This is a genomic window from Amycolatopsis sp. DG1A-15b (assembly GCF_030285645.1).
Classification (GTDB): domain Bacteria; phylum Actinomycetota; class Actinomycetes; order Mycobacteriales; family Pseudonocardiaceae; genus Amycolatopsis.
On sequence record NZ_CP127296.1, the window covers coordinates 5,709,949 to 5,732,160 of the forward strand.

A 22,212-nucleotide genomic window follows, 5' to 3' on the forward strand; every position below is an offset into this window, starting at 1 on the left:
CGATGCGTCTGATTGCCGTAGCGCTGGGGTTGCTCTCGGCCTTGTGCGCGCTGGCTTTCCCCTTCCTGCCGGTGGTGCAGGACACGGCGGAGGTCGTCTGGCCGACCGGCAGCGACACCCGCTCCGTCAACGCGCCCTTGACCGGGTACTGGGCCCAGGACCTGCGCGCCGAGCTGCCGTGCGCGGCCATCCGCTCGGTCGACGCCCGCACGAACGGCCCCGGCCTGCTCTTCGCCACCGTGCCGGACGGCCGCACCGACCCGAAGGCCGGCAACGGGGTCGGCCTGCAGCTGCGCGTCGACAACGGCGTGCTGCTCGCCTCGAGCCAGGGCCAGCAGATCGCCCAGCAGCCGCTGCCCGCCGAAAAGTGCGACGTCGAACTGGACGTCGACGCGACGCAGATGACGCTCGCCGTCGCCGGGACACCGATCTTCCACGCGGGCGGCGACGTCCGGCCCCGCGTCGTCGGCATCTACTCCTCGATCAACTCGAGCAAGGACCCGATCGCCGGCCTGCACGTCTCGGTCGTGCCGGACACGCGGTACCAGACGTCGCCGACCGCGCTGAAGATCGTCGTCGGCGTGCTCGCCGTGCTGTCGCTGATCGGCTGCCTGATCGCGGTCTGGCGCCGCGACTCCGGCTTCGCGCGCCGCGCCCCGCGCTGGGCGCCGGTCGGCTGGTGGCGGCTGACGGCGCGGGACGCGACGGTGATCATCGCGCTCGGCGCCTGGGTCTTCATCGGGCCGGTGACCTCCGACGACGGCTACATCCTCACCATGGCCCGGGTCACCGAGGCGACCGGCTACCTGACGAACTACCACCGCTGGTTCGGGGTCGCCGAGGCGCCGTTCGGCTGGTTCTACCACGTCTTCGAGCTGATGACGCACGTCAGCACGGTGCCGCCGTGGATCCGGCTGCCGTCGTTCCTGCTCGGCGTGCTCAGCTGGCTGCTGATCAGCCGCGAGGTGATGCCGCGGCTGGGCACCCAGATCCGCACCAGCCGCCCGGCCAGCTGGGCCGCCGCGACGGTGTTCCTGATCTGGTGGATGCCCTACAACAACGGTGTCCGCCCGGAACCGGTGGCCGCGCTCGGCTCGCTGCTGGCGATCTGCGCGGTGGAGCGCACGCTGGTGACGCGCCGGCTGCTGCCGCTGTGCCTCGGCCTGACCGCGGCCGGGTTCACCCTGGCCGCGACGCCGACCGGGCTGATCGCGGTGGCGCCGTACCTGGTCGCCGCGCGCCCGCTGTTCAAGCTGATCCGCCAGCGCGCGAACGAGCACGGCTGGCTGCCGGTCCTCGCGCCGGTCGCCGCGGCCGGGCTGCTCGTGCTGGTCGTGGTGTTCGCCGACCAGACGTTCGCGACCGTGCAGGAAGCGACCCGGATCCGCACCCAGGTGGGCCCGAACCTCTCGTGGTTCCAGGAGCTCGCGCGCTACCAGCTGCTGTTCGCCGACCTGCCGGACGGCTCGGCGCCGCGCCGGTTCCCGGTGCTGCTGGTCGTGCTGTGCACCGCAACGTGCCTGGTGATGCTGCTGCGCCGCAGCCGGATCCCCGGCGCGTCGCTCGGCCCGGCGCGGCGGCTGATCGGCACGACCGCGCTGTTCTTCCTGCTGCTGGCCCTGACGCCGACGAAGTGGACGCACCACTTCGGCGCGTTCGCCGCGGTCGGCGCGTCGATGGCGGCGCTGACCGCGCTCGCGACCAGCTCGACGGTCCTGCGGTCCAAACGCAACCGCGCCGCCTTCCTCGCCGGGCTGCTGGTCGTCGCCGCGCTGGCGGCGACCGGGCCGAACACCTACTGGTTCGTCTCGCGCCTCGGTGTCCAGTGGACGAACGTGGCGCCGTCGATCGGCGGCATCGGCCTGTCCACGATCTTGCTGGTCGCGGCGGCGATCGCCGGGGTGTACGCGTTCGTCGAGAACGTCCGCGCGCACCGGCCGGGCCTGCCGGACCAGCCCCAGGAAGGCCGGCTGCGCGCGCTGCGGCTCGGGTCGCTGTCGCTCGTGGTGGTCTGCGGCCTGGTCGCGGCGGGCGAGTTCGTCACGATGGCGTGGGCGATCCACAACCAGTCCGGCAGCTACAGCCTGGGCGCGGCCAACGTCGGGCACCTGTTCGGCAAGAGCTGCAACCTCTCCGACCACGTGATGGTCGAGCGCGACGCGGCGACGAGCATCCTGCACCCGCAGGCCGAGCAGCGGACCGTCGCGGAGAAGCCCAAGGAGACGGACTCGCCGCTGCCGAACCCGGACCAGGACAACGGCCGCGTCCAGACCGGCTTCCACACCCGCCCGGTCGACGACAAGGACCCCCTGGCCGAGCCCCCGCACGGGTTCACACCGGACCAGGTGCCGATGTGGTCGAGCTACCTCGACCCGGAGACGCGCGCCGGGCGGCTGCGCAGCGACTGGTACGCGCTGACCGAGAAGCCGGGAGACGGCCAGATCGTCGTGGCGACGGCGGGGGCGGCCCGCCGTCCGACGTCGGTCAGCCTCGACTACGGCGTCGACACCCCGGACGGCGTGAAGGTCCTGCGCAGCCAGTTCATGCTCCCGCCGGGCGCGGGCACCAACGGCTGGAACGACACCCGCATCAACCTGCGCGACCTCCCGCCGGAGACGAACGCGGTCCGCATCAACATCATCGACAACGACCTGACCGAGGACGGCTGGATCGCGGCCTCGGCCCCGCGCGTCCCGACGTTCACGACGCTGACGGACCGCATCGGCTCGAAGCCGGTGTACGTGGACTGGCCGGCGTCGTTCGTGTACCCGTGCGTCCAGCCGGTGACGTCCCACGACGGGATCTCGCAGGTCCCGGACTACCGCATCACGGCGGGTGGCCTGGCGGACGAGGCCCAATGGGCGTCGTCGACGAACGGCGGGCCGATCGGCTGGCTGGAGGAACTGGCCGAGGAGCCGGAGGTGCCGAGCTACCTGATCGGCCAGCCGAGCCAGTCGTGGGGCCAGCTGCTGCAGATCGAGCCGTTCACCGAGGGCATCGCGCCGACGGTGGTGCACGGGGAGAAGACGGTGCCGGGCTGGTGGTCACCGGGCCCGGGACCGCGGCAGCCGAACGGCAAGGACCCGACGCGCTGAGAAGTGTGAGGCCGGGCCGCGGCCCGGCCTCACGTCAGTAACTGCGGGGCGTCCAGACGATGCCGTTCTCCGCGCGGGTCTTCGACGAACCCACGATCAGCAGGCACCGCATGTCCACCGTCGCCGGGTCCAGGTCGCCCAACGTCGTGATGCGGATGTCCTCCTCCGGGCCGCCGACGTCGCGGGCCACCACCACCGGGGTGTCGGCAGAACGGTGGCGGAGCAGCACCGCACGGGCGTCGGCCAGCTGGGTGGTCCGGGTCCGGGACGCCGGGTTGTACAGCGCCAGCACCAGGTCCGCCGCGCCCGCGGCGTCGAGGCGCTTCTCGATGATCTCCCACGGCTTCAGCCGGTCGGACAGCGACAGGACGCAGTAGTCGTGCCCCAACGGCGCGCCCACCCGGGACGCCGCCGCCTGGGCAGCCGTCACTCCGGGCACGATCCGGACCCGGACGCCCGCTCCGTGCCCGGCGGACACCTGCTCCAGCACCGCCGAGGCCATCGCGAACACCCCCGGGTCGCCCGAGGACACCACCGCGACCCGGGAGCCGGAAGCGGCCAGGGACAACGCCTCGCGCGCCCGGTCCGCCTCGACGCGGTTGCCGGAAGCGTGCCGCTGCTGGCCCGCCTTCTGCGGCACCCGCGCGACATACGGCCCGTACCCGACGACGTGCTCCGCCGCGTCGAGCTCCGCAGCGGCCTCTGGCGTGAGCCACTCCGGGCCCGCCGGACCGAGACCCACGACGACGACCTCACCCGCCGAAGGGGCGGCAGCAGGAGGTGACGCCGGCGAAGACCGGCGTGACGCATAAGCCGGCGAAGGCAGCAACGCCAGCGAGAAGTACGGCACCGTCGAAGGATCCACCGAGGCCAACGGCTCGATGCGCTGCTGACCCCACGTCGCGCGCTCGACGTAGACGGCGTCGTCCAGCTTGCCCGCTTCCGCGAACGCCTCGCGCACGGACGAGAACGTCCGGCCCAGCTTCAGCACCGCCGCCGCGTCGGTGTCGGCGAGGCGCCGGGCCAGTTCGGGGGCCGGCAGCGTGCCCGGGAGCACCGTCAGCACCTCGTCGCGCTGCACCAGGGGACGGCCGAAGACCGACGACGCCGCGCTCACCGACGTCACGCCCGGGACGACCACCGCTTCGAAGCGGCCGGAGAGCCGTTCGTGCATGTACATGTACGAGCCGTAGAAGAACGGGTCACCTTCGCAGAGCAGGACCACGTCGCGGCCCGCGTCGAGGTGCTCGGCCAGCCGCTTCGCGCTCAGCTCGTAGAAGTCGGCGATCGCGCCCTCGTACCCGCCCGGGTGATCGGTCGTCTCGGTCGTGACCGGGTAGACGAGTTTTTCCTCGATCTGCCCCTCGCGCAGGTACGGCTCGGCGACCGACCGCGCGATGCTCCGGCCGTGCCGCGCGCAGTGGTACGCGATCACCGAGGCTTCGGAAATCAGGCGGGCCGCCTTGACCGTCATCAGTTCCGGGTCGCCGGGGCCGAGCCCGACGCCGTACAGCGTGCCGGTCATTCTTCGGCGCTCGCGAGGGCGTTGATCGCCGCGACGGCCATCGCGCTGCCGCCGCGCCGCCCGTGCACCACCAGGTACGGTGCCGGGGCGCGCTTGGCCAGCTCCACTTTGGACTCCACTGCGCCGACGAAGCCGACCGGGACGCCGATGATCGCCGCGGGCGCGCCGACGCCTTCGTCGAGGATCTCCAGCAGGCGGAACAGGGCCGTCGGGGCGTTGCCGATCGCCACGACCGAGCCGGGCAGCTTGTCGCGCCACAGTTCCAGCGCCGCCGCCGACCGGGTGGTGCCCATGCGTTCGGCCAGCCCGGGCACAGAAGGGTCCGACAGCGTGCAAAGCACCTCGTTGGCCGCGGGCAGGCGACGGCGGGTGACGCCGCTGGCGATCATCTGCGCGTCGCACAGGATCGGCGCGCCGGCTTCCAGCGCGGCGCGGCCGGACTCCACGACGTCGAGCGTGTAGCGCAGGTCGTCGACCAGATCGACCATGCCGCAGGCGTGGATCATCCGGACCGCCACGCCGGCCACGTCGTCGGGCAGGATCGCCAGGTCCGCCTCCTCGCGGATCGTGGCGAACGAGTGCCGGTAGATCTCGGCACCGTCCCGCAGGTAGTCGATCACAGCTTCCCTTCCATCTCGTCGAGCGGCACCCACCGGCCGTCGATGCGGTAGCCCCCCGCCTCGGCGACAACGTCCACATGGGACTGCGACGGCTTCCCGCACCGCCGCTCACAGCCCGAGAAGTGCGCGCGCAGCCCTGGCCGGAACACCGCGTCGGCCCGGACGTCGGCGCGCGACTTCGCGCAGCCCGGCCGGCCGATGCACGCGGTGGTCCCCAAGGCGACGCCACCGAAACCCAGCCGCGTGAAGACGTCGGCGGGCGCGTCCGGCAGGACCAGTGACTTCCACGGCGTGACCAGCGCCGGGCCGAACTCCGCCAGCGCCCGCGCCTGCGTCGCGGACAACTGCCCGAAGCGCGGGACGACACCGGCCGCGAAGCCGCCGTCCCGTTCGATCAGCCCGGCCGGGACCTCGGCCGCGGTCCGCGGCACCGGCGTCCCGCGCCAGGCCGGGTCGTCGAGTTCGGCGACGCGCCACGCGGCCCCGCGCACCCGGCAGAACTCCAGCGCCACCTCGATCAGCACCGTCACGGCGTCGGCGCGGGCCACCCGTCGTCCCGTGTCGCCGCCCGCGAGCAGCAGCGTCCCGGTTCCGGCGTCCACCGCCCGCCAGCAGACGTCGGCGCCTTCGCCGGCGACGTCCCCGCGTCCGTCGTCGAAGGCGAAGAGGAATCGCCCGGGCAGCGCCGCCAGCTCCGGCGTCGAGCACAGCACCCGGTCCAGCGACGCCGCCAGGCCGCTGACGTCGGCGAGGCCGCCGCGCACTCCGCTCAGCGGCGACGCGAGGACGTTCCGGACCCGCTCGTGCGACGGCGAAGGCAGCAGACCCGCGTCGCTCAGCCGGGCCGCCAAGCCGGGCCGGGTGACACCGCGCAGCTGGACGTTGCCGCGCGAGGTGAGGTGGAGGTCGCCGTCGCCGCAGGCTTCGGCCGCGTCGGCCAGCGCGTGCAGCTGCACTGCGGAAATCGTGCCGCCGGGCAGCCGCACCCGGGCCAATGGTCCGTCGGCGGCGTCGTGGGGTGCGAAAACACCGGGGCACGCGTCGGCTCGCACGCGTGCAGGGGTCGGCATGGGGTCACTGTAGCTGGCCGTTCCGGCGCTCCGGCGGGTCCGAACGCGGGCGGATCCGGGCCGTTCCGGCGTCCAGGTCCACGTCACGCCAGGGAGGCGCGCCTTCGGCGTCCTGCTCGACGAGCATCGACATCGTTTCCCGGTGTTCCAGCTCACGCCGCTTGGTCCCGTAGAGGAACGCGGTGGTCTCTTCGATGTAGGTCGCCGACAGCCGCGCCTTGAAACGCGAGCCGTTCTTGCGCGGCCGCAGTTCGATCGCGGCCATGACCAGCAGGATCACCACGCCGCCCGGAAGGGCGAGCCCCAGCCAAGTTCCCATGCCCCGCGAACCGGATGACCGCGGGTCAAGTTCCCGGGACAGCAGAAGTCCCATCGAATGTAGTAGGTCTGCTACATTCGATCGCATCAGTCAGAGGGGGTGACCGTGATGAGAGATCCAGCCGATCCCGTCGTCCGCGTGCACGGGCTGCGGATGCGGTACGGCACCAGCGACGTGCTCCACGGCGTCGAGTTCGAGGCGTACCGGGGCGAGGTCGTCGGCCTGCTCGGGCCGAACGGCGCCGGCAAGACGACGACGATCGAGATCCTCGAGGGCTTCCGCATGCGGTCGGCCGGCGAGGTGAGCGTGCTGGGCGTCGACCCGGCGCACGGCGGCGAGGACTGGCGGGCACGGCTGGGGGTCGTGCTCCAGTCCTGGCGCGACCACGGGAAGTGGCGTGTCCGCGAGCTGCTCGCGCACCTCGGCCGGTACTACGCGCCGTACTCGTCGGCGGCCCGCCCGCGGCCGTGGGACACCGACGAGCTGATCGCGACGGTCGGGCTCACCGAGCACGCGCACAAGAAGCTCAAGCAGCTCTCGGGCGGGCAGCGCCGGCGGCTCGACGTCGCCATCGGCATCGTCGGGCGCCCCGAGCTGCTGTTCCTCGACGAGCCGACCGCGGGCTTCGACCCCGAGGCCCGGCGCGAGTTCCACGACCTGGTGCACCGCCTGTCCGACGAGCTCGACACGACGATCCTGCTGACCACGCACGACCTCGACGAGGCCGAGAAGCTGGCCGACCGGATCCTCATCCTCAACGGCGGCCGGATCATCGCCGACGGCTCGGCCGACCAGCTCAGCCGGCAGATCTCCGGCGAGGCCGAGGTCCGCTGGAGCCTCGGCGAACAGCGCTTCGTCCACTCGACGACCGAAGCGACGAAGTACGTGCACGACCTGTTCAAGCAGCACGGCGAGGCCGTCGCGGACCTCGAGGTCCGGCGGGCGTCGCTGGAGGACACCTACATGACGCTGGTCCGCCGCGCCGAGACCGGCGGCGAGACGGAGCTCGGCCTCCAGGAAGCGGGTGCGCGATGAACGCCAGGACCACCGCACTGCGCGCCGGGCTGGCCCGCGGCTGGATCGAGTTCAAGCAGACGTGGACCAACCTCGACGACGTGGTGGGGCAGCTGGTCTTCGTCGTGCTCTTCCTCGGTACGTTGTTCTTCATGCGCAACGCCACGCTGCCCGGCACGTCGTTCTCGCTGGGCGCGGCGACCGTGCCCGGCGTGCTCGGCGCCGGCATCGTGTTCAACGGCCTGACCGCCGCGGCGGGCTACCTGGCCGTCGACCGCGAGGACGGCACGCTGCTGCGGGCGAAGGCGACCCCGAACGGGATGCTCGGGTACCTGGTCGGGAAGACGACCGCGCTGTCGCTCGCCCAGCTCACGTCCATCGCCGCGGTCCTGGTCCCGTGCCTGTTCGCGTTCTCCGTGCTCGCGCCCGACGGGGTCTGGTCGTACCTGCACCTGCTCGGGGTGGTGGTGCTCGGCATGATCGCGACGATGCCGATCGGCGCGGCGCTGGGGGCGCTGACCAGCAGCCCGCGCACGGTCGGGCTGATCACGCTGCCGGTCATGGGCATGGGCGCGATCTCGGGGATCTTCTACCCGATCACGGCGCTGCCGGGCTGGTTGCAGGACGTCGGGCAGGTGTTCCCGATGTACTGGCTCGGCCTCGGGATGCGCTCGGCGCTGCTGCCGGACAGCGCGCTCGCCGTCGAGATCGGCCAGTCGTGGCGGCCGGTGGCGACCCTGGCGGTGCTGCTCGCGTGGGCAACGGCCGGCTTCGCGCTGGCCCCGATCCTGCTCCGCCGCATGGCGCGGCGCGAGGCAGGCTCGTCGCTGGCCGAACGGCGGCAGAAGGCCATGCAGCGTGTGGGGTAGTGAACCTTATTCAGCCGTCGGCCGGCGCAAGGGTCACCGTAGGTGGGCAAGCTACGGTCCGTGGCGCCGTCCTTACCAGAATAAGGTTCAGTCATGAGTGAGGTCGTCTACAACCGGATCGCGATGCTGCGCGCGGAACGGTCGATCTCGCGGCGGCAGCTGGCCGAGGCCCTCGGGGTGCACTACCAGACGATCGGCTACCTGGAGCGCGGCGAGTACAGCCCTTCGCTGTTCCTGGCCCTGCGGATCGCGGAGTTCTTCGAGGTCTCCGTGGAAGTGCTGTTCTCGACGAAGCCCTTCCCTCGGTTGGGAGAGCGGTCCGCCTAGGGCTTGCGCAGGTCGGCGTCGGCCAGTGCGCGGACGACGTCGTCGCGGCGGGTCTCGCGGATCGTCCGGTTGAGCTCGACGTGCAGGAACGGCCCGCCGCCGGCGGCCTGGCCCTGGACGTTCGTCGTCCCGGCCAGGCCGCGGCAGGGCTCGGCCCAGGCCCGGCGGACGCGGAACCCGGCGGCTTCCAAGCGGTCCGCCGCCCGGCGGCCCGCATCGCCGACCGATGCGGCCCCGGCCGAAACGACGACGTCGGCCGCGGGCAGGGTCCGGTCCTTGAAGCCGTGCAGCTGGACCTGGGGCAGGCCGCGGCGGGCCAGCAGCGTGGTGACGACGTGGAAGACGGTCCGCGTCTCGTGTGCCGGGTCCTCCCGGCGGCGGTGCGCCCCCGCGACGGCCAGCACCGCGCCGGGCACCTGCCGGAAGAGCGCCAGGCCGATCAGGTCGGTCCGCAGGTCGGACGAGGGGTGCGGCACCTCGACGACCAGTGACGGGGGTGCGGACCGGTCGATCGCGTAGAGCCCCCAGGCGCGTCCGGTGCCGGGCTCCTGGACCACGAGAGAGTCGTCAGCGACGGAAAACCCCAGCTGACCGAGGTGGTGTGGGGCCCGGTCGAGGAACGCGGCGAAGCCGGTTTCGGCGGTTCTGAGCTCGGCCGCCGTGGGGTGGCGGTACGGCTGCCGGGTCGACTGCGCGGCGGTGAAGCTCCGGAGAAAGGATTCCAAGCCGCCAGGTTACCGAGGACCGGCCAACGTCACCTTGACGCACTTCGACCGGCACCGGAGAGTGAGGGCGATACCCACGCGTCGGCAGGTGGAGGAACCCGGTGAGAGTCCGGGGCGGTCCCGCCACTGTTACCGGAGAGAGGATTTCCGGGAGCCAGGAACTCCGGCCGGCGCGCCCGTCTACCCGGGGCGCGGACCCCGAGGAGGAACTTCGTGATCCTGCTTCTGTCCACATCGGACACCGACCTGCTCAGCGCCCGCTCGAGCGACCGCGAGTACCGGCTCGGCAACCCGTCCCGGCTCGACGTCGGCGAGCTGCCCGGGCTGCTCGACGGTGTCAAGATCGTCGTCGCGCGGATCCTCGGCACCCCGCGGAGCTGGCAGGACGGCCTCGACGTGCTGCGGGCGTCGGGCGCGCACGTCGTCGTCCTGGGCGGGGAGCAGACGCCGGACGCCGAGCTGATGAAGCTCTCGACCGTCCCGGCCGGCATCGCCGCCGAGGCCCACGCCTACCTCGCGCAGGGCGGCCCGGCGAACCTCACCCAGCTGCACCGGTTCCTCTCCGACACGCTGCTGCTCACCGGCGACGGCTTCGAGCCGCCCGCGGAGCAGCCTTCCTGGGGCGTTCTCGAGCGGCCTTCGCGGGGTGACGGCCCGGTCATCGGCATCCTGTACTACCGCGCGCACCACCTGTCCGGGAACACGGCGTTCGTGCACACCCTCGCCGACGAGGTCGAAGCGGCGGGCGGGCGCGCGTTGCCGATCTACTGTGCTTCGCTGCGTACGCGCGAGCCGGAGATGATGGCCGAGCTGGCTTCCGTGGACGCCTTGCTGGTCACCGTGCTCGCGGCCGGCGGCACCCGGCCGTCCGAAGTGGGCGCCGGTGGTGACGACGAGGCGTGGGACGTCGCCGAGATGGCCGCGCTCGACGTCCCGATTTTGCAGGCGCTGTGCCTGACCAGCGACCGCGAGACGTGGGCGGCGAACGACGACGGCCTCTCCCCGCTCGACGCCGGGAACCAGATGGCCGTGCCGGAGTTCGACGGGCGGCTGATCACGGTGCCGTTCTCGTTCAAGGAGCTGGACGAGGACGGTCTCCCCCGGTACGTGCCGGACGCCGAGCGCGCGTCCCGCGTCGCTCGCATCGCGCTGGCACACGCCCGGCTCCGGTACACACCTCCGCCGGAACGCCGCATCGCGCTGATGCTGTCCGCGTACCCGACGAAGCACTCTCGCGTCGGCAACGCGGTCGGGCTGGACACCCCCGCGTCGGCGATCGAGCTGCTGCGGCGGATGCGCGCTTCGGGTTACGACCTCGGACCGGACGCGTTCCCGGGCGTCGACCCCACCGGCACCGACCAGCCCGACGGGGACGCGCTCATCCACGCGCTGATCGCCGCCGGGGGCCAGGACCCGGAGTGGCTGACCGAGGAGCAGCTCGCCGGGAACCCGATCCGCGTCCCGGCCGCGCGCTACCAGGAGTGGTTCGACGCGCTGCCGGCCGAGCTGCGCGAAGGCGTCGAGGAACACTGGGGGCCGGCGCCGGGCGAGCTGTACGTCGACAACGGCGACATCGTGCTGGCGTCCTTGCAGAGCGGCAACGTGATCATCATGATCCAGCCGCCGCGCGGGTTCGGCGAGAACCCCGTCGCCATCTACCACAACCCGGACCTGCCGCCGAGCCACCACTACCTGGCCGCCTACCGCTGGCTGGAAGAGGAGTTCGGCGCGCACGCCGTCGTCCACCTGGGCAAGCACGGGTCACTGGAGTGGCTACCGGGCAAGACCGCGGGGCTCTCGGCGTCGTGCGCGCCCGACGCCGTGCTCGGGAACCTGCCGCTGATCTACCCGTTCCTGATCAACGACCCCGGCGAGGGCGCGCAGGCGAAGCGGCGGGCGCACGCGACGATCGTCGACCACCTGATCCCGCCGATGGCGCGCGCGGAGTCCTACGGCGACATGGCGCGGCTGGAGCAGCTGCTCGACGAGCACGCGAACATCGCGGCGATGGACCCGGCAAAGCTGCCGGCCGTGCGCCAGCAGATCTGGACGCTGATCCAGGCGGCGAAGCTGGACCACGACCTGGGCATCGAGGAACGACCGCACGACGCGGAGTTCGACGACTTCCTGCTGCACATCGACGGCTGGCTCTGCGAGGTCAAGGACGCGCAGATCCGCGACGGGCTGCACGTCCTGGGCGCGGCGCCGACCGGTGAGGCGCGCGTCAACCTGGTGCTGGCGATGCTGCGCGCGGCCCAGATGTGGGGCGGCAAGCAGGGCGCGGTGCCGGGCCTGCGGTCGGCGCTGGGCCTCAAGGAGGACGCGCCGATGTCCGAAGTGGACGCGGTCGAGAAGACGGCGCGTGAGCTCGTGCAGACGATGGAGATGCGCGGCTGGGACGCGACCGCGGTCGCCTCGGTGGCGCCGGACGCCCAGGTCGCGCGGGTACTTTCGTTCGCCGCGGAGGAAATCGTCCCCCGGCTCGCGGGGACGTCGGCCGAGCTGGACGCGGTGCTGCACGCGCTGGACGGCGGGTACATCCCGGCCGGGCCGAGCGGGTCGCCGCTGCGCGGGCTGATCAACGTGCTGCCGACCGGGCGGAACTTCTACACCGTCGACCCGAAGGCCATCCCGAGCCGGCTCGCGTGGGAAACCGGGCAGGCGCTGGCGGACTCGCTGCTGAAGCGCTACCGCGAGGACACCGGCGACTGGCCGAAGTCGGTCGGGCTGTCGGTGTGGGGCACATCGGCGATGCGGACGTCCGGCGACGACGCGGCGGAAGTCCTCGCACTGCTCGGCGTCCAGCCGGTGTGGGACGAGGCTTCCCGGCGCGTCACGGGCATCGAAGCGATCCCGCTCGCGGAGCTGGGCCGGCCCCGCATCGACGTGACGATCCGGATCAGCGGGTTCTTCCGCGACGCGTTCCCGCACGTGATCACCATGATGGACGACGCGGTGCGGCTGGTGGCCGGGCTGGACGAACCTCTCGACGAGAACTTCGTCCGCGCGCACGTGTCCGCCGACTTGGCGGCACACGGCGACGACCGCCGCGCGACGACGCGGATCTTCGGGTCGAAGCCGGGCGCGTACGGCGCGGGCCTGCTGCCGCTGATGGACAGCGGGAACTGGCGCGACGACAAGGACCTCGCGGAGGTGTACGCGGTGTGGGGCGGCTTCGCGTACGGCCGTGACCTGGACGGCCGCCCGGCCCGCGAGGACATGGAGAGTTCGTACAAGCGCATCGTGGTGGCGGCGAAGAACACCGACACGCGCGAGCACGACATCGCCGACTCGGACGACTACTTCCAGTACCACGGCGGGATGATCGCGACGGTCCGCGCGCTGACGGGTACGGCCCCGGCGTCCTACGTGGGCGACAGCACCTCGCCGGACGCGGTCCGCACGCGCACGCTGGGCGAGGAGACGGCCCGGGTGTTCCGCGCCCGGGTGGTCAACCCCCGGTGGCTGGCGGCGATGCGCCGGCACGGGTACAAGGGCGCGTTCGAGCTCGCGGCCACGGTGGACTACCTGTTCGGCTTCGACGCCACGGCCGGCGTGGTCGGCGACTGGATGTACGAGAAGCTGACCGAATCGTACGTGCTCGACGAGGTGAACCAGGAGTTCCTGCGGCAGGCGAACCCGTGGGCGCTGCGCGGGATCGTCGAGCGGCTGAACGAGGCGGCGGACCGCGGTCTGTGGGCGGAGCCGGACCCGGCGCTGCTGGAGAAGATGCGCGAGGTGTACCTGTCGCTGGAGGGTGACCTCGAGTCGGAGTGACTGCAAGCGGATTGCAGGCCGCGGTGGCTACGCTTCGCCTTCCCCACCGAGGAAGGACGAAGACTTGAAGAAGGTTCTCGGCGTGGCCGCCGCGGCACTGCTCTCCGTGCTCACGTTCGCGGCGCCCGCCTCCGCCGAAGAGCACACGAAGCACATGCACACCGGCGACGCGTACGGCAGCGTCACCGGCTGGAGCGGTGAAGGCGTGTTCACCGAGGAAGGCGACCGCGTCCACATCTGCGACACCGACGCCGACGGCCGCGCCGTCGCCATCTACGTCTACAAGGGCGCGCCGGACAACGGCACCCCGCTGTACCACATGCACGTCGGCGGCGAAGGCAACTGCATCACCAAGAGCGCGGCGAACGGCGGCGTCTACGACCTCCCCGAGACCCGGATCGGCTTCAAGTTCTGCCGGTACTGGGTGGCGGACAAGAAGGTCCACACCGGCGAGTGCAAGGACTACGACTTCCTGAACGACAACAGCTGAACGGAAACGCCCGGGAAACGCGGGTCCGGGTTGGGTGGCCGTCATGATCACCGCCGTTCACCGGAAGACCCGCTCCTGGGCGCTTCCCCTCATCTGCCTCGGCGCCGCCGTCCTCTACGCCTGGAAGATCGGGGACGGCCAGCTCGGCAACACCTACTACTCGGCCGCCGTCAAGTCGATGACCAGCGGCTTCACGAACTTCCTCTTCGGCTCGTTCGACCCCTACGGCGTCGTCACGGTCGACAAACCGCCGATGGCCCTGTGGCCGCAAGCGCTTTCGGTGTCGGTCTTCGGCTACCACGGCTGGGCGCTGCTGCTGCCCCAGGTCCTCGAAGGCGTCGCGGCGGTCTTCCTGCTCCACCGCACCGTGCGGCTCTGGTCCGGCGAGAACGTCGCCCTGCTGGCCGCCGCGATCCTCGCGCTGACGCCGGTGACGGTGGTGATCAACCGCGGCAACAACCCCGACACGCTGCTCGTCCTGTTCCTGGTTGCCGCCGCGTACGCACTCACCCGCGCGCTGCGGGACAGCCGGCGGTCGCTGTGGTGGTGCGCCTTCTTCATCGGCTGCGGGTTCCTGACCAAGATGCTGCAGGCGTGGATCATCGTGCCCGCGCTCGTCGCCGCGTACCTGGCCGGGACGAACGGACCGCTCCGGCGTCGCCTGCTCGACGTGCTCGGCGCCGGGCTCGTGCTCGTCGTCTCGTCGTTCTGGTGGATCGCCCTGTACGACTGGTGGCCCGGAACCAAGCCGTACATGGGCGGCAGCGCGGACGGCTCCGCGTGGGACCTCGTCTTCGGCTACAACGGCTTCGGCCGCCTTTCCGGCAACGGCGAGGGCGGCGGCATGATGATCGTGCGGAACGGGCAGCAGACCATGTCGTCGTTCGGCGGCGACCCCGGGCCGGGCCGGATGTTCAACGACCTCGTCGGCGGGCAGATCTCCTGGCTGTTGCCGTTGTCGCTGCTGGTCCTGGTCGTGGTCGTCGGGACGAGGTCGTGGGGTGACGCGCGCAGTCGCGCCGGCTGGGTGCTGTGGGGCGGCTGGCTGCTGGTGACCACCGCGGTCTTCAGCTTCGCCGGCGGCATCTGGCACCCGTACTACACGACGGCGATGGCGCCCGCCGTCGCCGCGGTCTCCGCCGCGGGCCTGGCGTTGCTGTGGCGGCGCTCGCGGCGCGTCGGCCTGCCGGTCGCGATCACGCTCACCGCGGCCTGGGCGTTCGTGCTGACTTCACGGGACACCTCGTTCCACGGCTGGACCCGGTGGGCGGTGCTCGGCACGGCCGCCGCCGCCATCGCGGGCCTGCTGGCCGGCCGGAGCCGGTGGGCGCTCGCGGCCGGGCTCGTGCCGCTGCTGCTCACGCCCGCCGTGTGGTCGTACGCTGCCGCGCTGAGCACGTCCTCGGGCACGTTGCCCGCCGCGGGTCCCGTCTCGGGGCCGATGCCGGGACCGGGACCGGCGCCGTCACCGGGTGGCCCGCAGCCCCGGATGGTGCTCGGCGGCGGAGGCGGCGACGGCGCGAAGCTGTCCGACGAGCAGCGGCGCATCCTCGACTACGCCCGCGCGAACGGGACCGAGATCACGCTCGCGGTGAACAGCGAAGCCGGTTCGGTGGCGCCGTTCATCATCGGCTCGGACGCGACCGTGATCGGCATGGGCGGCTTCGGCGGCCGCGACGACGCGCCGTCGGTCGCGCAGCTCGACCGCTGGCTCGCCGAAGGCAAGCTGCGGTTCGTGCTGAGCGGTGGGTCCGCCGCTCCGGCCGGGCCCCAGCGCAGCCCCGTCCAGGAAGAACGCCGTCGCTGGATCGAACTGCACTGCGCGGTCGTCGACCCGAGTGCGTACGGCGGGCGGGCCGGCCCGGGTGCCCGGCCTGCTGACGGCCCGGTGCGCATCGGCGGCGCGGACACCCTCTACCGGTGCTAACGCCGAAGAAACACCGCCGCGGCGATCATGGCGGCATGCGGGTCCTGGTGGTGGAGGACGAGCCGATGCTCGCGGACGCGATCGCGGAGTGGCTGCGCGACGAGTCCCACGCCGTCGACCTCGCCCACGACGGCGCCGCGGCGCTGGAGCGCATCGCCGTGCACGACTACGACGTCGTCGTGCTCGACCGGGACCTGCCGGTCGTGCACGGCGACGACGTCTGCCGCGAGCTGGTGGCGTCGGGTGTGGCCACGCGGGTGCTGATGCTCACGGCGGCCGCGGAGGTCACCGACCGCGTCGCCGGATTGTCCCTCGGCGCGGACGACTACCTGACCAAGCCGTTCGCCTTTCCCGAGCTGGCGGCCCGCATCCAGTCGCTGGGGCGGCGCTGTCGCCCGGCCGCGCCGCCGGTGCTGCGTCGCTCCGGGATCACGCTCGATCCGGCGCGGCACGAGGTGTTCCGCGACGAGCGGTACCTCCCACTGTCCAAAAAGGAGTTCGCCGTGCTCGCCGAGCTGCTGCGCGCCGACGGCGCCACCGTCTCCGCGGAACACCTGCTGGAGAAGGCGTGGGACGAGCACGCGGACCCGTTCACCGGCGCGGTCCGGCTCACCATCCTCAAGCTGCGCCGCAAGCTCGGTGACCCACCGCTGGGGGAAACGGTCACCGGGGTCGGCTACCGGCTCCGGTGAGCCTCCGGCTGCGGCTGACCGTGCTCTACGGCGGCCTGTTCCTGCTGGCGGGCGTGGTGCTGCTGGGTGTCACCTACCTGCTGTTCACGCAGCAGGTGGGGCGGCGGGTGACGGTGCTCATCGGCACGCCGCCGCCCGGCCTGGCGGCGCTGCCCTTCCCGGAGGGGCTCGACGCCCAGGCCCGGCAAGTGCGTGAAGCGGCGGCGACGTCGCTGCTGACCCAGGGCGGCATCGCGCTCGCCGCGGTCGCCGTGCTCGCCGCGGCGGTCGGCTGGCTGGTGGCGGGTCGCGCGCTGGCGCCGTTGCGGCAGGTCACCGAAACCGCGCGCCGGATCGCGGCCGCGGCCGACCCGGGCGGGCACGAGCGCATCGCGCTGCGCGGGCCGGAGGACGAGGTGAAGAACCTCGCCGACGCGTTCGACGTCATGGTCGAGCGGCTCGACCGGTCCTTCGACGCCCAGCGCCGCTTCGTCGCGAACGCCTCCCACGAACTGCGCACCCCGCTGACGCTCAACCGGTCCTTGGTCGAGGTGGCGATGCACCGCCGGACGGCGTCCGACGACGTCCGGCAGCTCGGCACGAAGCTGCTGCAGATCAACGCGAGGCACGAGAAGCTGATCAGCGGGTTGCTGCTGCTGGCCCGGTCGGAGAGCGCGCTGACCGAACGGTGCCCGGTGGACCTGGCGGCGATCGCGTCGCACGTGGTTCCGCCCGGCGTGCAGGAAGACTTGGGCGACGCGACGGCGCTGGGCGACGCGCTCATGCTGGAGCGGCTGGTGCACAACCTCGTGGAGAACGGCATCCGCCACAACGTCGAAGGCGGCTGGGTCCGGGTGGCGACCCGGACCCGGCTGCCTTCGGTCGAGCTCGAAGTGACGAACAGCGGCCCGGTGATCCCGCCGTCGGAGGTGCCCGCGTTGTTCGACCCGTTCCACCGCCGGGCGCGGGTGGCCGCGGACGGGGCGGGGCTGGGGTTGTCGATCGTCCGCTCGGTGGCGCACGCGCACGGCGGGGAAGTCGCGGCCACGGCTCGGCCGGAGGGCGGCTTGGTGGTGGTCGTGTCCCTCCCCGCGGCCTGACCACCCGACGAAAGTACGGGTCAGAACCGGATATTCCGCCACGTTTCACCCGCCACCTTGACTTCATTAATGGTCTAGTCCAATGATCTGTCCACCTCGATCCCCACCGGGAGGACAGCTCATGCGCAGGAGCAGACTGGCCGCCGCCGGGCTCGCCGCCGCGACCTTCGCCGCCACCGCCGTCAGCCTCGTGCTCGGCGCACCGTCGGCGACCGCGGCGTTGAGCAACAACTGGTACGCCGCGGCGCCGTACCTGATGCCCCAGAGCAACAACCCGCCCGATCCCGTGACCGTGATGAACGCGACCGGGCTCAAGGCGTTCCAGCTGGCGTTCATCCTGGCGCCGAACGGCGGCGGGTGCAGCCCGACCTGGGACGGCACCTCCGCCGTCTCGTCCGACACCGCGGTCGCGGGCGTCATCTCGCGGATCCGCGGCGCGGGCGGCGACGTCTCGGTGTCCGTCGGCGGGTACGGCGGCACGAAGCTCGGCCAGACCTGCGGGACGGTGGCCGCGACGGCCGCCGCGTACCAGCAGGTCATCACGAAGTACTCGCTCAAGGCGATCGACTTCGACCTCGAAGAACCCGAATACGAGAACACCGCCGCGATCGCGAACGAGCTCGGGGCCGCGAAGACCTTGCAGGCCAACAACCCCGGCCTGTTCGTGTCGGTGACCATGCCGGGCACCGCGGCCGGCACCGGCTGGTTCGGCACGCAGCTGATCGACCAGGCGAAGTCGATCGGCTTCACGCCGAACAACTTCTCGATCATGCCGTTCGACGGCGGCTTCAACGGCGGTTCGTCGCAGGTGTCGGCGCTGGAAGCCCTGCACGGCCTGCTGATGTCGCACCTGGGCTGGGACAGCGCGACCGCGTACGCCCACGAGGGTTTCTCCGGCATGAACGGCAAGTCGGACGCGGCGGAGATGTTCTACACCTCGGACTTCCAGACGGTGTACGACTACGCGACCAGCCACGGCCTCGGCCGCTTCACGTTCTGGTCGGTAAACCGGGACCGCGCCTGCGTCGGCACGACGGACAACGGCGTCTGCAGCAACGTCCCGCAGAACGACTGGGACTTCACGAAGTTCAGCGTCCGCTTCGCCGGGGCGACGCCGCCCCAGACGACGCCACCGGTGACGACGACCCCGACCACCCCGGGCGGCGGCTCCTGCACCGCGGCGGAGTGGGACCGGACGAAGGTCTACGTCAAGGACAACGTCGTCTCGCACAACAGCCACAAGTGGACGGCCAAGTGGTGGACGCAGGGCGAAGAGCCCGGCACGACCGGCGAATGGGGCGTCTGGCAGGACAACGGCGCCTGTTAGTTCCCTCTGCCGGCTAGAAGTCGAGGTGGGTGTTCTCGCGCTGGACCTCCGGGGTCAGCGCGGGCACCTCGACGACGTGCCGCCCGGCCTGCCGCAGCAGCTCGGTGCCCCTGGCGTCGACGAAGACCGGCGGCTCGCGCCAGGCGAACACCACCCGCGGGATCCCGGCGTCGAGGACGAGCTGGGTGCAGCTGCGCGGGTGGGAACTGCGGTGGCTGCACGGTTCCAGCGAGCTGTACATGGTCGCGCCGGCCAGGCGCGGATCGCCGGCGCACTTGGCCAGCGCGGCCTCTTCGGCGTGGTTGCCCGGATCGCCTTCGCCGGAATGCCCGGTGGCGACGACCTCGCCGTCGGCGTCGGTGATCACGGCGCCGACCCGGAAGGTGTGGCTGGGCGGGCACTGCGCGGCGAGCGCGATGGCTTCCTTGAGGCGCCGGACGTCCCGGCCGGTCGGTTCGGCGGCAGCGCGGTACTCGAGGATGGCCATCCCCTGCAGTTCGTTCGCGGCGGTCAGGACCAGGGGGCGCGGGTAGCGGCCGGGCCCGACGAACCGCGGCGCGTCCGGCTGCCCGACGAAGAACGGCGCGATCGCGAGCCGCAGCTCGTCGGCGAGGCCTTCGGTGAGGAACCGCGTGTGGATTCCGCCGCCGCCTTCGACCAGCAGGTTTTCGATCCCGCGCGCCCCGAGGTCGTCGAGCACGTGCCCGAAGTCGGGCGGGTTCCCGGCGTCGACGACGGTGGCGACGTGCTTCAGCCCGTCGGCGGCCCCGGGCGGCGCGTAGACGATCTTTTCGGTGTCCCCGACCGTGAAGAACTGCGCGTCCGGGTCGAGGCCGCGGGTGGTCACGGTGACCTTTACGGGTTGTTCGGGCTTGCCCTGCTCCAGCCGTTTCCGCCGCAGTTCCGGGGAGCGGACGAGCAGCCGCGGGTTGTCGGCCCGCACGGTCCCGGCACCGACGAAGATGGCGTCGGCCTCGGCCCGCAACCGGTCGACGATCGCGAAGTCGTCCTCTGTGGACAGCACCAGCCGCTCGGGTGAGGTGTCGTCGAGGTAGCCGTCGAGCGACTGCGCGGCGGACAGCAGGACGTGCGGCCGGGAGATCACCCGGCCCAGTATGCCGTAACGCGCGGGGCGGTCCCCGCGTCCTACGACGTATCCCTGTCGCCCCCATCCCCCGGAGCTTTTTGACCATGACAACGCGAGGCTGGTACAAGGAGCGGACGCTCACCACGGTCGACACCGTCGGCCGGGAGGTGTCGGTGACGACCGGGCTCACCCGTGACCCCGAAGGCCGCCTGGTCGCGGCGATCGCGATCAGCGACGGGCCGACGGCGATCTACCGCTATTCCGGCGACCCCGACGAGCGGACCGAGCTGGTCACCAACGCCGCGGACACGGTCAAGGAGCTCCGCAAGCTCGCCGGCGTCCCGCCGGCACGCTGACCTGGCCCGGCCGTTCGGTTCAGGCCGGCAGGACGGCGTACTGGCGGACGTAGAGGTCGGTGTAGGTCACCGGGCCGCGGGGGCCGGGAACCTTGTCGAGGTTGATGCCGGTTTCCGGGACGGCGAGCAGCTTGAAGCCGTCGAGGAGGCGGGTCGGGGCGTTCCAGAAGACGCCCGTGCCGATGTAGCCGTCGAAGAAGGCGTCCGCGGCCGACGCGTCCTCGGTGGTGATGCCCGCCGCCAGGCCGGAGGTGCGCTCGTTGGCGATCTCGACGGCGTCGGACAGCGAGCCGACCTTGGCGACGGTGACGGTCGCTTCCCGGTCGGAGTCCAGCGCCCACTCGTAGCCGATCGGGTGCTCGTGCGGGGCCAGCGAAGGCGTGACGCCGCGTTCGGCGAGCGCGTCGGAGATCGCGGGCCAGGCGTCGTCGTGGATGTCTTCGTGGATGAGCAGCAGGTTCAGCCGGTTGCAGACACCCAGCCGGTCGAGGCTCGTGTAGACGAGGTCGCGCGCCTTGGTGACGTCCGCCCCCCGGTCGACGTACAGGACGCCACCTCCATCGGCGTGGGCGAGGGTGCGCACGCCGTGAACGGCAGCCTCGGTGGCGAGGGCGCGGGTGCTGTCCCCGCTGCCGCGCAGGATCACCAGCGGCACGAGGCCGGGCAGCCGCACGAGCGCGGACGCCGCCTCCCGTTCCACACGCGGCACGAGCTGGACACAGTCGGCGTCGATGCCCGCTTCCGCGAGCGCCGGCGCGATGACGACCTCCCGCAGCCGCTGGGCGGACCCGAGCGCGGCCGAGCCGGTGCGCAGGACTCCGGCGTTGCGCGACTTGACGAGCTGGGAGGCCACGTCGACGGTGACGTTCGGCCGCGCTTCGTAGTTCGCCCCGATGACACCGACCGGCCGCCGCCGTTCGACCAGCCGCAGGCCCCCGTCCAGGGTGGACACGTCGACGGAGCGCTCCTGGTGCGGGGCGCCGGCCAGCAGCTGAAGCTGTTCGGCCATGCCGGTGAGCCGCTCCGGGGTGATGGTGAGCCGGTCGAGCAGGCCGGCGCTCATCCCATCGGCCTTGGCGCGCTCGACATCGGCCTGGTTCGCCTCGAGGATCTCGTCCCGGTGCGCGAGCAGCCGCTCGGCCATCCCGGTCAGAGCGGCATCGACGGCTTGGGCGCTCGCGGCAGCCAGCGACGGCGCGGCCAGCTTCGCCGCCCGTGCGCACTCCTCGACGGCCTTGGCGACCTCGTCCATCGTTCGTCTCCCTCCGCGCGGACCACCAGTTTGCCGCATGCACCCCCGTGACCGGCCACGGGCTCCACCGCCGGTGAGCGAGGCGCGCGCCTGATCCGGGTGGCGCGGCCGCCGAGGGGTGACCGCGGTGGGGAGGGCGACCGCCGATGGTGTGGCCGAGCCTCGCGGCGGCCCCTGGCCGCGGCCGCGGGCCGCTGACCGGCCACCGGCCGCGGCTGCGGCGCGAGGAACGTGACCGGCCGGGGCAGGGCGGAGCACCGCAACGGCACCTCGCGACCAGCGAGGCCAGCCGACCGCCGCGCGCGGCGACCCCGACAGGCCCGACCGACTGCGAGCGACCACCCCGCGCCAGCACCTCACGACAACAGCGGCCGCCGACCACCCGCCTCAACCACGACGAACGCCGACCGGCCAAGGGAGGCAAGCCCGAGCACCGCAACGGCACCTCGGGTCAGGACGGCCAGCCGACCGGCCGCGCGCGGCAAGCCCCGGCAGACCGACGGGGTGCTCGAACGCCGCAACCGCCGGCCGCCGCCGCCGGCGGCGGCGGCCGGCGGGCAGCTCGGGCCGCCGCTGGCGAGCCGCTCCAACCGGGTCGGTCATGCCGGGACCCACGCGGGACGGCGGCTGGCGGCTGGCGGCTGGCGGCTGGCGGCTGGCG

General features: G+C 72.3%; 18 protein-coding genes and 1 riboswitch. Of the genes, 11 read left to right on the top strand and 7 right to left on the bottom strand.

The features are described from left to right. Nucleotides 1–2 precede the first annotated feature (2 nt). Entirely contained in the window at nucleotides 3–3,095 is a 3,093-nt protein-coding gene (locus QRY02_RS26120; protein ID WP_285985487.1) for an arabinosyltransferase domain-containing protein, read from the top strand. A 34-nt stretch (nucleotides 3,096–3,129) separates the two neighbouring features. On the opposite strand, the gene QRY02_RS26125 is transcribed toward QRY02_RS26120, so the two are convergent. Genes QRY02_RS26125 through QRY02_RS26140 form a run of 4 tightly spaced genes read right to left on the bottom strand, consistent with a single transcriptional unit; the run spans nucleotide 3,130 to nucleotide 6,629 of the window. Beyond that, nucleotides 3,130–4,620 (bottom strand): precorrin-2 C(20)-methyltransferase, encoded by a 1,491-nt coding sequence (locus QRY02_RS26125; protein WP_285985488.1) that lies wholly within the window; start codon nucleotides 4,618–4,620, stop codon nucleotides 3,130–3,132. Further along, the gene (locus QRY02_RS26130; protein ID WP_285985489.1) at nucleotides 4,617–5,240 is read right to left on the bottom strand and encodes a precorrin-8X methylmutase; all 624 of its coding nucleotides are present in this window, start codon (nucleotides 5,238–5,240) and stop codon (nucleotides 4,617–4,619) included. Before QRY02_RS26130 ends, QRY02_RS26125 begins: the two co-directional genes overlap by 4 nt. Next, complete coding sequence (locus tag QRY02_RS26135; protein WP_285985490.1) at nucleotides 5,237–6,310, bottom strand: ferredoxin-like domain-containing protein; 1,074 nt, start codon at nucleotides 6,308–6,310, stop codon at nucleotides 5,237–5,239. The genes QRY02_RS26130 and QRY02_RS26135 overlap by 4 nt, the downstream gene beginning before the upstream one ends. 4 nt (nucleotides 6,311–6,314) lie before the next feature. Further along, nucleotides 6,315–6,629, bottom strand: coding sequence for a DUF6191 domain-containing protein (locus QRY02_RS26140; RefSeq protein WP_285985491.1), 315 nt, complete (start codon nucleotides 6,627–6,629; stop codon nucleotides 6,315–6,317). A gap of 108 nt (nucleotides 6,630–6,737) precedes the next feature. Here QRY02_RS26140 and QRY02_RS26145 point away from each other — a divergent pair, with 108 nt between their 5' ends. The 3 genes from QRY02_RS26145 (at nucleotide 6,738) to QRY02_RS26155 (ending at nucleotide 8,839) form a co-directional block, all read left to right on the top strand. Further along, nucleotides 6,738–7,664, top strand: a complete 927-nt coding sequence (locus QRY02_RS26145; protein ID WP_285985492.1) for an ABC transporter ATP-binding protein — start codon at nucleotides 6,738–6,740, stop codon at nucleotides 7,662–7,664. Further along, a complete protein-coding gene (locus QRY02_RS26150) occupies nucleotides 7,661–8,512 on the top strand; it encodes an ABC transporter permease (RefSeq protein WP_285985493.1) in 852 nt (283 codons plus the stop codon). The genes QRY02_RS26145 and QRY02_RS26150 overlap by 4 nt, the downstream gene beginning before the upstream one ends. A 93-nt stretch (nucleotides 8,513–8,605) precedes the next feature. Then, nucleotides 8,606–8,839, top strand: a complete 234-nt coding sequence (locus QRY02_RS26155) for a helix-turn-helix transcriptional regulator (protein ID WP_013228830.1) — start codon at nucleotides 8,606–8,608, stop codon at nucleotides 8,837–8,839. Here the strand turns inward: QRY02_RS26155 and QRY02_RS26160 are convergent. Continuing rightward, nucleotides 8,836–9,564, bottom strand: a complete 729-nt coding sequence (locus QRY02_RS26160) for a hypothetical protein (protein ID WP_285985494.1) — start codon at nucleotides 9,562–9,564, stop codon at nucleotides 8,836–8,838. The genes QRY02_RS26155 and QRY02_RS26160 overlap by 4 nt on opposite strands. Nucleotides 9,565–9,633: 69 nt before the next feature. Further along, a riboswitch (cobalamin riboswitch) is annotated at nucleotides 9,634–9,746 on the top strand. A 31-nt stretch (nucleotides 9,747–9,777) separates the two neighbouring features. Here QRY02_RS26160 and cobN point away from each other — a divergent pair. From cobN to QRY02_RS26190, 6 genes are all read left to right on the top strand, one after another. Further along, nucleotides 9,778–13,341: a cobaltochelatase subunit CobN gene (gene cobN, locus QRY02_RS26165; RefSeq protein ID WP_285985495.1), complete on the top strand. Its 3,564-nt coding sequence runs from the start codon at nucleotides 9,778–9,780 to the stop codon at nucleotides 13,339–13,341. A gap of 64 nt (nucleotides 13,342–13,405) precedes the next feature. Further along, nucleotides 13,406–13,831: a hypothetical protein gene (locus QRY02_RS26170; protein ID WP_285985496.1), complete on the top strand. Its 426-nt coding sequence runs from the start codon at nucleotides 13,406–13,408 to the stop codon at nucleotides 13,829–13,831. 43 nt (nucleotides 13,832–13,874) lie between these two features. Beyond that, entirely contained in the window at nucleotides 13,875–15,758 is a 1,884-nt protein-coding gene (locus QRY02_RS26175) for an ArnT family glycosyltransferase (RefSeq protein ID WP_285985497.1), read from the top strand. A 35-nt stretch (nucleotides 15,759–15,793) separates the two neighbouring features. Then, nucleotides 15,794–16,450 (top strand): response regulator transcription factor, encoded by a 657-nt coding sequence (locus QRY02_RS26180; protein ID WP_285985498.1) that lies wholly within the window; start codon nucleotides 15,794–15,796, stop codon nucleotides 16,448–16,450. Next, entirely contained in the window at nucleotides 16,447–17,529 is a 1,083-nt protein-coding gene (locus QRY02_RS26185) for a sensor histidine kinase (RefSeq protein WP_285985499.1), read from the top strand. Before QRY02_RS26180 ends, QRY02_RS26185 begins: the two co-directional genes overlap by 4 nt. A 121-nt stretch (nucleotides 17,530–17,650) precedes the next feature. Continuing rightward, nucleotides 17,651–18,856, top strand: coding sequence for a chitinase (locus QRY02_RS26190; protein WP_285985500.1), 1,206 nt, complete (start codon nucleotides 17,651–17,653; stop codon nucleotides 18,854–18,856). Nucleotides 18,857–18,869: 13 nt separating this feature from the next. Here QRY02_RS26190 and QRY02_RS26195 read toward each other — a convergent pair whose 3' ends face one another. Continuing rightward, the gene (locus QRY02_RS26195; protein WP_285985501.1) at nucleotides 18,870–19,961 is read right to left on the bottom strand and encodes a dihydrofolate reductase family protein; all 1,092 of its coding nucleotides are present in this window, start codon (nucleotides 19,959–19,961) and stop codon (nucleotides 18,870–18,872) included. A gap of 86 nt (nucleotides 19,962–20,047) precedes the next feature. Here QRY02_RS26195 and QRY02_RS26200 point away from each other — a divergent pair, with 86 nt between their 5' ends. Further along, on the top strand, nucleotides 20,048–20,299 hold the full coding sequence (locus tag QRY02_RS26200; RefSeq protein ID WP_285985502.1) for a hypothetical protein: 252 nt from the start codon (nucleotides 20,048–20,050) through the stop codon (nucleotides 20,297–20,299). A gap of 19 nt (nucleotides 20,300–20,318) precedes the next feature. Here the strand turns inward: QRY02_RS26200 and QRY02_RS26205 are convergent, their stop codons facing one another. Then, nucleotides 20,319–21,551: an aldehyde dehydrogenase family protein gene (locus QRY02_RS26205; protein WP_285985503.1), complete on the bottom strand. Its 1,233-nt coding sequence runs from the start codon at nucleotides 21,549–21,551 to the stop codon at nucleotides 20,319–20,321. Nucleotides 21,552–22,212 lie beyond the last annotated feature (661 nt).